2 protein-coding genes and 2 pseudogenes are annotated in these 7575 nt (G+C 72.7%); 2 read left to right on the top strand and 2 right to left on the bottom strand.

Translation table 11 applies throughout. From position 1 onward, the window contains the following. Both VF697_RS18665 and VF697_RS18670 read right to left on the bottom strand, forming a co-directional pair. Positions 1-422 (bottom strand): annotated as a pseudogene (locus tag VF697_RS18665) (RNA polymerase subunit sigma-70); the annotation flags it as partial. Next, a complete protein-coding gene (locus VF697_RS18670; RefSeq protein WP_331096858.1) occupies positions 419-3541 on the bottom strand; it encodes a serine/threonine-protein kinase in 3123 nt (1040 codons plus the stop codon). The gene VF697_RS18670 and the pseudogene VF697_RS18665, both read right to left, overlap by 4 nt. Positions 3542-3773: 232 nt before the next feature. On the opposite strand from VF697_RS18670, the gene VF697_RS18675 reads away from it, so the two are divergent. Further along, positions 3774-6407 carry an ATP-dependent Clp protease ATP-binding subunit gene (locus VF697_RS18675; RefSeq protein ID WP_331096860.1) on the top strand — a complete coding sequence of 878 codons (2634 nt, stop codon included), beginning with the start codon at positions 3774-3776 and terminating at the stop codon, positions 6405-6407. A gap of 304 nt (positions 6408-6711) precedes the next feature. Continuing rightward, positions 6712-7575, top strand: a pseudogene (locus VF697_RS18680) (hypothetical protein); the annotation flags it as partial.

Genomic DNA, 7575 nt, shown 5'->3' on the forward strand with positions numbered 1-7575 from the left:
CGGGGCAGGGTGTCGCCGCGGCCCAGCAGCAGCCGCTGGCGGAGCACCTGGAGCACCTCGTCCACGGTGGAGCCGGCGAGCTGCCCCAGGCGGGAGGGCACCTTCTGGAGGACGTGGCGCTCGAAGGCGAGCAGGGCCTGGGAGTCTCCCGCCGCACAGGCACACGCGAGGTACAGGTCGGCGCCGTGGAGCTGGTGCAGCGCGTCCGAGAGGGTGTCCTCCGGCGGAAGGTGCCGGGCCAGGTGCCGCATGAAGGCCTCCGGCTCCAGCGGGACGGAGGGCCACGCCGCTCGGCCCGCCTCGAGGTGCTTGCCCAGGAGCGCCTCCAGTCCTTCCAGCCGAAGGAGCGCCTCGCACCGCTCCGCGGGTGCCCGCGCTCGCAGCAGCGCCCCGAGGGGGCCGGACTCCTCCGCTCCACTCATGGCTGCTCTCCGTGCCGCGCTCGCGCGTATCGGTCCAACCACGCCGTCACCTGCTTCAGCTCGGGGAGGCCCCGGGGCTTCTGCGCCTCCAGCAGCGTCCGGGCCTCTCGTGCCAGCGAGAGGGCCCGCGCACGCTCCGAGGGCTCGCGCCGCGTCCACAGCGCTCGGGCCAGGAGGAAGGCGGCCCGGGCCTCGTCCACGGAGTCCAACGGCGAGCGCTGGTGCACCCGCAGCGCGCGCTCCAGCAGCGGCACGGCTTGCGCTGGAGCGTCGAGCGCCAGGTGCGTCTCCGCCACGCAGGCGAGCCCCAGCGCCACGTCCGGGTTCTCCGCTCCCTGCGCCTGCTCGTCGAGCTTCAGGGCGCGCTGGCAGCGCTCGAGCGCCACCCGGGGCGCACCGGTGGCCAGCTCCAGCCGGGCCAGGGCGCGGAGTGTGGAGGCCGTCAGGGCGCTGTCCGCGCCGTGCTCCTTCTCCAACAGGTGCAGCGCGCGCGTCAGGTGCTTGCGCGACGCGTCGTACCGGCCCGCCTGGAGGTGGATGCGCCCGAGGATCTCCAGGGGCGTGGCGGCGCGCGGGGTCTCCGGTCCCAAGGCGCGCTGGAGTCGCTCCAGTGCCTGCTGGCCGTGGGCGAGCGCCCCGTCGAGGTCCTGCGAGTCGTAGGCCACCATGCCCAGCCCGCAGAGGGCGACGGTGGTGTTGGGGTGGTCGCGTCCCTTGCTGCGCTCGAAGATGGCGAGCGCCCGCTCGAAGTTGCCGCGGGCCTCCGCCAACTGGCCCCGGCGCCGCAGGAGCGCGGCGAGGTTGTTGAGGGGCGCGGCGAGGCTCGGGTGCTCCGGGGAGCGGGCCGCCTCCAGCAGGGCCAGGGAGCGCCGGAAGGCGGCGAGTGCCTCCTCGGGCCGTCCGAGCGACAGCAGCTCGCTGGCCATGTTGCTGAGGTTGAGGGCGAGGGCGGGGTGGTCGGGGCCCCACTGGCGCTCGCGCAGATCCTGCGCCTGGCGGTAGAGCACCAGGGCCTCCGCGCTGCGCGTCTGGCGGGCGCGCACCCGGCCCAGGCCGGAGATGAAATAGGAGGTGCGCAGGCTCTCGGGGCCGTACACCTCGCGCGAGAGCTCCAGGCCCTGGGAGAACTCCGCGTCCGCCTCCTGCAGCTTGCCCTCCACCAGCAGCAGCCCGCCCAGCCGCAGGTGCAGGTCCGCGGTGATGGCCGGGAAGCGCTCGCGCCCCAGCCGCTCCACGGCGGCGCGCGCGTGCTGGACGAGCCGGTCCGCCTCCTCCACCCGGGCCATCTGGTCTCCCACCACCGAGATGAGGAGGATCCACACCCGCGCCACCGTCTCGTCGTGGTGGCTGGCCTCGGCGGCCCAGAGGGCGCGATAGAGGATCTCCTCGGCCTCCTTGGGCTTGCCGACGAAGGCGTGGAGGTGGCCATGGAGGGTGAGCACCTCGGCCTCCAGCGGGCGGTAGTCCAGCGGCTGAATCTCCGCGAGCAGCGCCGACGTCAGCTCGATGGCCTGCGCGTGGTTGCCCGCGTCCAGGCGGGCCCGGGCCTCGGCGAGCCGACGCCGCGCCGCGTCCACCTGGGGGCGGAGGGCCTCCGGAGGCCGGGGCCGGGTGGCGAAGGCCGAGGCGTCCTCGCACCCGGCGAGTCCCTCCAGCGAGGCGAGCATCTGCGGCGCGTTCTGCACCGTCTGCGTGTCCGCCTTCTCCAGCACCTCGGTGATGGCGGCGAGCTGCCACAGCCGGGTGTCGAGGCAGGTGGTCGTCTGCCACGCGGTGCTGGAGGGATCTCCCGCGGCGGCGAGGCAGGCCTCGGTGCGCCGCGTGCTCCACTGGGAGGCGTGGGCGTCCAGCGTGGCGGAGACCTTCTCCCAGGAGGACACGGCGAAGGGCTTGCCGGTGGCGAGGAAGGCGGCGTGTACCCGCTCCCGTCGCTCGGGGCTCCAGGCGGCGGCGAGCTTGTCGGCCTCCTCGGCGCAGCGCACCTCGCGCCGGTGCGCGCCCCCATAGCCCAGGGCCACGCCCAGGAGGCTGGCCACGGCGGCGGAGGCGGCCACCCCCGTGAGCACCCGGCGGGGGCGGGGGTCGAGCACCGCCAGCAGGGCCTCCATCGAGGGAAAGCGCTCCTCGGGACGGGCTCGCAGGCCGCGCCGCACCGCGCGCCGCACCCACGCGGGCACCTTCGCCTCGCGCGTGGGGGCACGCACCCGTCCCTCCCACGCCGCGCGGATGAGCGCCTCGGAGCTGTCGCCCTGGAAGGGGCGCTCCCCGTGGAGGGCCTCGTGGAGCGCCACGCAGAAGCTGAACTGGTCCGAGAGCGCGTCCGCGCGGCCCTGGAGCTGCTCCGGCGCCATGTAGGCTGGCGTCCCCAGCACCGCGCCCGTGCGGGTGAGTCCGGGCGAGCGGGTGGCGAGCGGGTCCAGGGGCTCCCGTTGCAGCTCGGCGAGGGGCAGGGGCTCGTCCGGTTTCCCGGAGGTGCTGGCGAGCCCGAAGTCCGTCACCCGCACCTGGCCGTGGTGGCCCACCAGCACGTTGGCGGGCTTGAAGTCCCGGTGGACCAGCCCCGCCGCGTGTGCCGCCGCCAGTCCCCGTCCCGCCTCCACGAAGACGCGCAGCACCTCGCGCCAGGGCCGCGGCGTGTGCAGCCACTCCGCCAGCGTGGTGCCCTCCACCAGGTCCATGGCGAGGAAGAGGCCATCCCCGCACGTGCCCACGTCGTGGACGGAGACGACGTTGGGGTGGGAGAGCCGGGCCAGGGCCTGGGCCTCGCGCAGCAGCCGCCGCCGCAGGTGCTCCAGGTGGCGGCCCTCGGGGCGCAGCAGCTTGAGGGCCACCCGGCGGTCCAGCTCCGGGTCATACGCCGCGTACACCACCCCCATGGCGCCCTGGCCGATGCGCTCAATCACCACATAGCGCGCGAGGGTGGCGCCCGGGGCCAGCGGGGCGACGGCTGCCCCCGGCTCCTGCGGCGCTTCGCTCCCGGGGGCCGAGTCCCCTCCCGCCGCGACGGCCCGCTGACAGCTCGCGCAGTCCTCCACGTGCGCCAGCACCTCGGCACGGCGTGGCTCCGAGAGCAGCCCCACCAGGAAGTCGCTCAGCGTCGTTTCGTCCGGGCACCCCATCGGAGATGCCCCAGTTTATCAGAGACCGGAAATCCTGGGGCAAACGGAACTCACGGAAGGTGGACATGCAGGTGGGTGTCCAACGTGGCTCGCGCGGGGCGGAGCCGCATCGCCCGGCCGGGCGGGAGCGGGGGAGGAGTGGCTCGGCTGCCCGCTCGGTCCCTTCTCCTTCCCGGTGGTCCCCTGCCGGGCACGTCCCTAGCTTGCACGAGGAGCGTGGGAGGGTCGGACCATGATGTGTGAGAACTGCCGGGCTCGACCCGCGGTGGTCTTCCTCAAGCGGGGCATGGAGGACGGGGAGGAGAGCACCCTGGGCCTGTGCAACCACTGCGCGAGCGCCATGAGCCTGGAGGGCGGCACGGGGCCCTTCGGCGCGCTGGAGGGCCTGTTCGCGCAGATGATGGGTGCTCGCTCGAAGCGGGAGAACATCCTCTCGCAGCTCTCGGAGCTGGCGCAGCAGGTGCTGGAGCACGCGGGGCGGCTCACGCTGGACTGGGGCTATGACCGCATCCGCATCGAGCACCTGCTCCTGGCGCTCAGCCAGAAGGTTCCGGAGATCCGCGCGGCGCTCGAGGCCGAGGGCACGGACGTGACCGAGTACGAGGTCCGTCTGGAGCAGGTGATGGGACGGCGGCAGCCGCGCCGCGCCATCGGGGTAGGGCTGTCCTCGGGCATGAAGCGCGTGTTGCAACTCGCGCGGCTCCAGGCGGCGCAGATGGGGCAGACCTTCATCGGCCCCGAGCACCTGCTGCTCGCCATCATGGCCGAGGGTGAGAGCTTCGCCGCCCAGTTCCTCTCCGACATCGATCCGGACGAGCTGCGCGAGCATCTGCCCGGAAGTGGCGCCGCCGGGACGAGCACCGCTCCCGCCGAGCAGCTCCCGCCGAACCTCACCCGCTTCACGAGGGATCTCACCACGCTGGCGAAGGCGGGCGAGCTGGACCCCATCATCGGTCGTGAGAAGGAGATTGAACGGGTCATCCGCATCCTCAGCCGCAAGACGAAGAGCAACCCGGTGCTCATCGGCGAGCCGGGCGTGGGCAAGACGGCCATCGCCGAGGGACTCGCCCAGCGCATCGTCTCGTGCGAGGTGCCGGACGTGCTCAAGGACAAGCGGGTGCTCGCCCTGGACCTGGGCGCCGTCCTCAGTGGCTCGAAGTTCCGCGGCGAGTTCGAGGAGCGCTTCAAGGGGCTGATGGATGAGATCCGCGCCCTCAAGGGGAGGATCATCCTCTTCATCGACGAGGTGCACACCATCGTGGGCGCCGGCGCGGGCGAGGGCGCGGTGGATGCCGCCAACCTGCTCAAGCCGGCCCTGTCGCGCGGCGAGCTCCAGTGCCTCGGGGCCACCACGCTCGAGGAGCACCGCAAGCATATTGAAAAGGACGCGGCCCTGGCGCGCCGCTTCCAGCCGGTGATGGTGGCCGAGCCCACCCCCGAGCAGGCCATCGAAATCCTGCGCGGCCTGCGCGACGCGTATGAGGCGCACCACCGGGTGAAGATCACGGACACCGCGCTCACCGCCTCGGTGGAGCTGGCGGACAAGTACATCAGCGACCGCTTCCTGCCGGACAAGGCGATCGACCTGCTCGACGAGGCGGCGGCGATGGTGCGGCTGGGGGCGCACACCGAGCCCGGCCGGATGAAGGACACGGAGGAGCGGCTGGCGCAGAAGGAGAAGGACAAGGAGGCGGCGGTCTCCGGCGAGCGCTATGAGGAGGCCTCGCGGCTCAAGGTGGAGATCGAAGCGCTGCGCGCGGAGCTGGAGGGGTTGCGCACGCAGTGGCAGCACGCCAAGGGCGTCACCGAGCCCACCGTCACCCCCGAGTCCATCGCCATCGTGGTGAGCGAGTGGACGGGCATTCCGGCGAAGAAGCTGCAGCAGGAGGAGCGGCAGCGGTTGCTGGAGATGGAGCAGTCGCTGCGCCAGCGCGTGGTGGGGCAGGAGGAGGCCCTGCGCGCCATCTCCGAGGCGGTGCGCCGGGCCCGCGCGGGGCTGAAGGATCCGGGCCGGCCCATCGGCTCGTTCATCTTCCTGGGGCCCACGGGCGTGGGGAAGACGGAGACGGCGCGGGCGCTCGCCGACTACCTCTTCAACGACGAGAACGCGATGCTGCGCTTCGACATGTCCGAGTACCTGGAGCGGCACACGGTGAGCCGGCTCATCGGCGCGCCCCCGGGCTACGTGGGCTTCGACGAGGCCGGCCGCCTCACCGAGTCCGTGCGGCGCCGGCCCTACTCGGTGCTCCTCTTCGACGAGATAGAGAAGGCGCACCCGGACGTCTTCAACCTGCTGCTGCAGATATTGGATGACGGGCGGCTGACGGACGCGCGCGGGCGCACGGTGGACTTCAAGAACACCGTCATCATCATGACGTCCAACCTGGGCGCCGAGCAGCTCGGCTTCCAGAAGGGCTCCCTGGGCTTCCGCTCCGAGGCGCCATCGCAGGTAGAGAGCGAGCGCATGGTCTCCAGGGTGATGGAGGCGCTGCGCGGCCACTTCCGGCCGGAGTTCCTCAACCGCATCGACGAGATCATCGTCTTCCACCCCCTGGACCGCGAGCAGCTCAACCTCATCGTGGACTCGATGCTCGGCTCCACCCGGCGCAAGCTGCACGGGCAGAACGTCACGCTGGAGGTCAGCGAGGCGGCCAAGGGCGCACTGGCGCAGCGTGGGTTCGATCCGAAGTTCGGGGCCCGCCCGCTGCGCCGGGTCATCCAGCGCGAGCTGGAGACGGAGCTCAGCCGGCTGCTGCTCCGGGGCGAGCTGCGCGAGGGCCAGCACGTCCGCGTGGACTTCGAGGACGGGCGCTTCACCTTCCGGGCCGAGGGCCAGGCCGTCGAGCAGCCAGCCCCGGTCCACTGAGCGCACGTCTCCGCCGCACGTAGCTCTTGGCCAAGCGAGGGTCGTTGCAGCAGCGGGAAAGGCCAGCGTCATGGCGAAGGCGTACCGGAGTCCTGGGGCGGGGCAAGGCGGCGGTACGCAGCTCGAGGCTCAGGGGCGTTCACGGGGCCCGCCACGGTGGGCGCCGGCAGGCGCCCTCTCACTCATTGTCCTCTTCCTCCACGCGGCATGTGTGACGCAGGTGCCGACGGTGGGCCAGGGGGCAGGGGAAGGCCATTCGCGGCGGCCGGCAGCGGAGAGCGAGGCACGTTCGGCGCCGAGGGACATGCAGCCCGTAGTGATCGTCTACGCGGACCTGCTCGAGGCGCGGGAGAGGACCCGGGTGGTGGCGCTCACCCAGGAGGAGTACCAGCGCGCGGTGGCGCAGCTCGGCCACCGCTTCCACGTGATGGGGACGCCCCAGGAGGTCGCCCAGGAGCTGCTCCAGGCCATGCCTGAGGAGGAACTGCTCGCTGAGGTGTACCGCGACAGGGTGCTCTCCCTGGTGCCGCTCAACGACAGGGGGCCGCTCGTTCCCGAGGCGGAGGCGGCGCTGAAAGAGAAGTACCTGCGGTGGTGCCAGCCACGGGGCGGTGGTGACTGCCTGGGCCTCTTCGCGGACGGGCCGTACCTGCGCACGGACGACAGGCGCACCCTGGCTCTGGCCCTGGCCTTCGGTGGGGTGCTGGACGAGACGCGGGCGGCCCTGGGGCGAGAGCTGAGCCCGCAGGTGCTGCTCTCATCGCTGGTGTGGGCCGCGGGCCTGTACCTGGCGCTCTGGCTACTCCCAGAGCCGAGCACGAAGGCGGTGGCCGGTGCGCTCTCGGTGGTGCTGCTGGCCTGGCTGGGCGTGGACGCCATGTGGGGCCTCATGGACGGGTGGGCCAGCATGGCGCATCGGGCCCATGAGGCCACCACCTTCGAGGAGCTACGCGAGGCGGGGGAGGCCTTCGGCCGGCGCATCGGGACGGACGCGGCCCGGGCCCTCATTCTCGCGGTGGCCACCCTCAGCGGACGGACGCTCGGCGAAGTGGCCACGCACCTGCGCGCGTTGCCGAGGTTCAACCACGTGCAGGCACAGTGGGCGGCGCAGGGCCTCGAGGGCTCGGTGGCGGTGGAGGAGGCGGCCGCGGTGGAGGTGGTGGTGGAG

The organism is Archangium sp., from assembly GCF_036388035.1.
Taxonomy (GTDB): Bacteria; Myxococcota; Myxococcia; order Myxococcales; family Myxococcaceae; genus Archangium.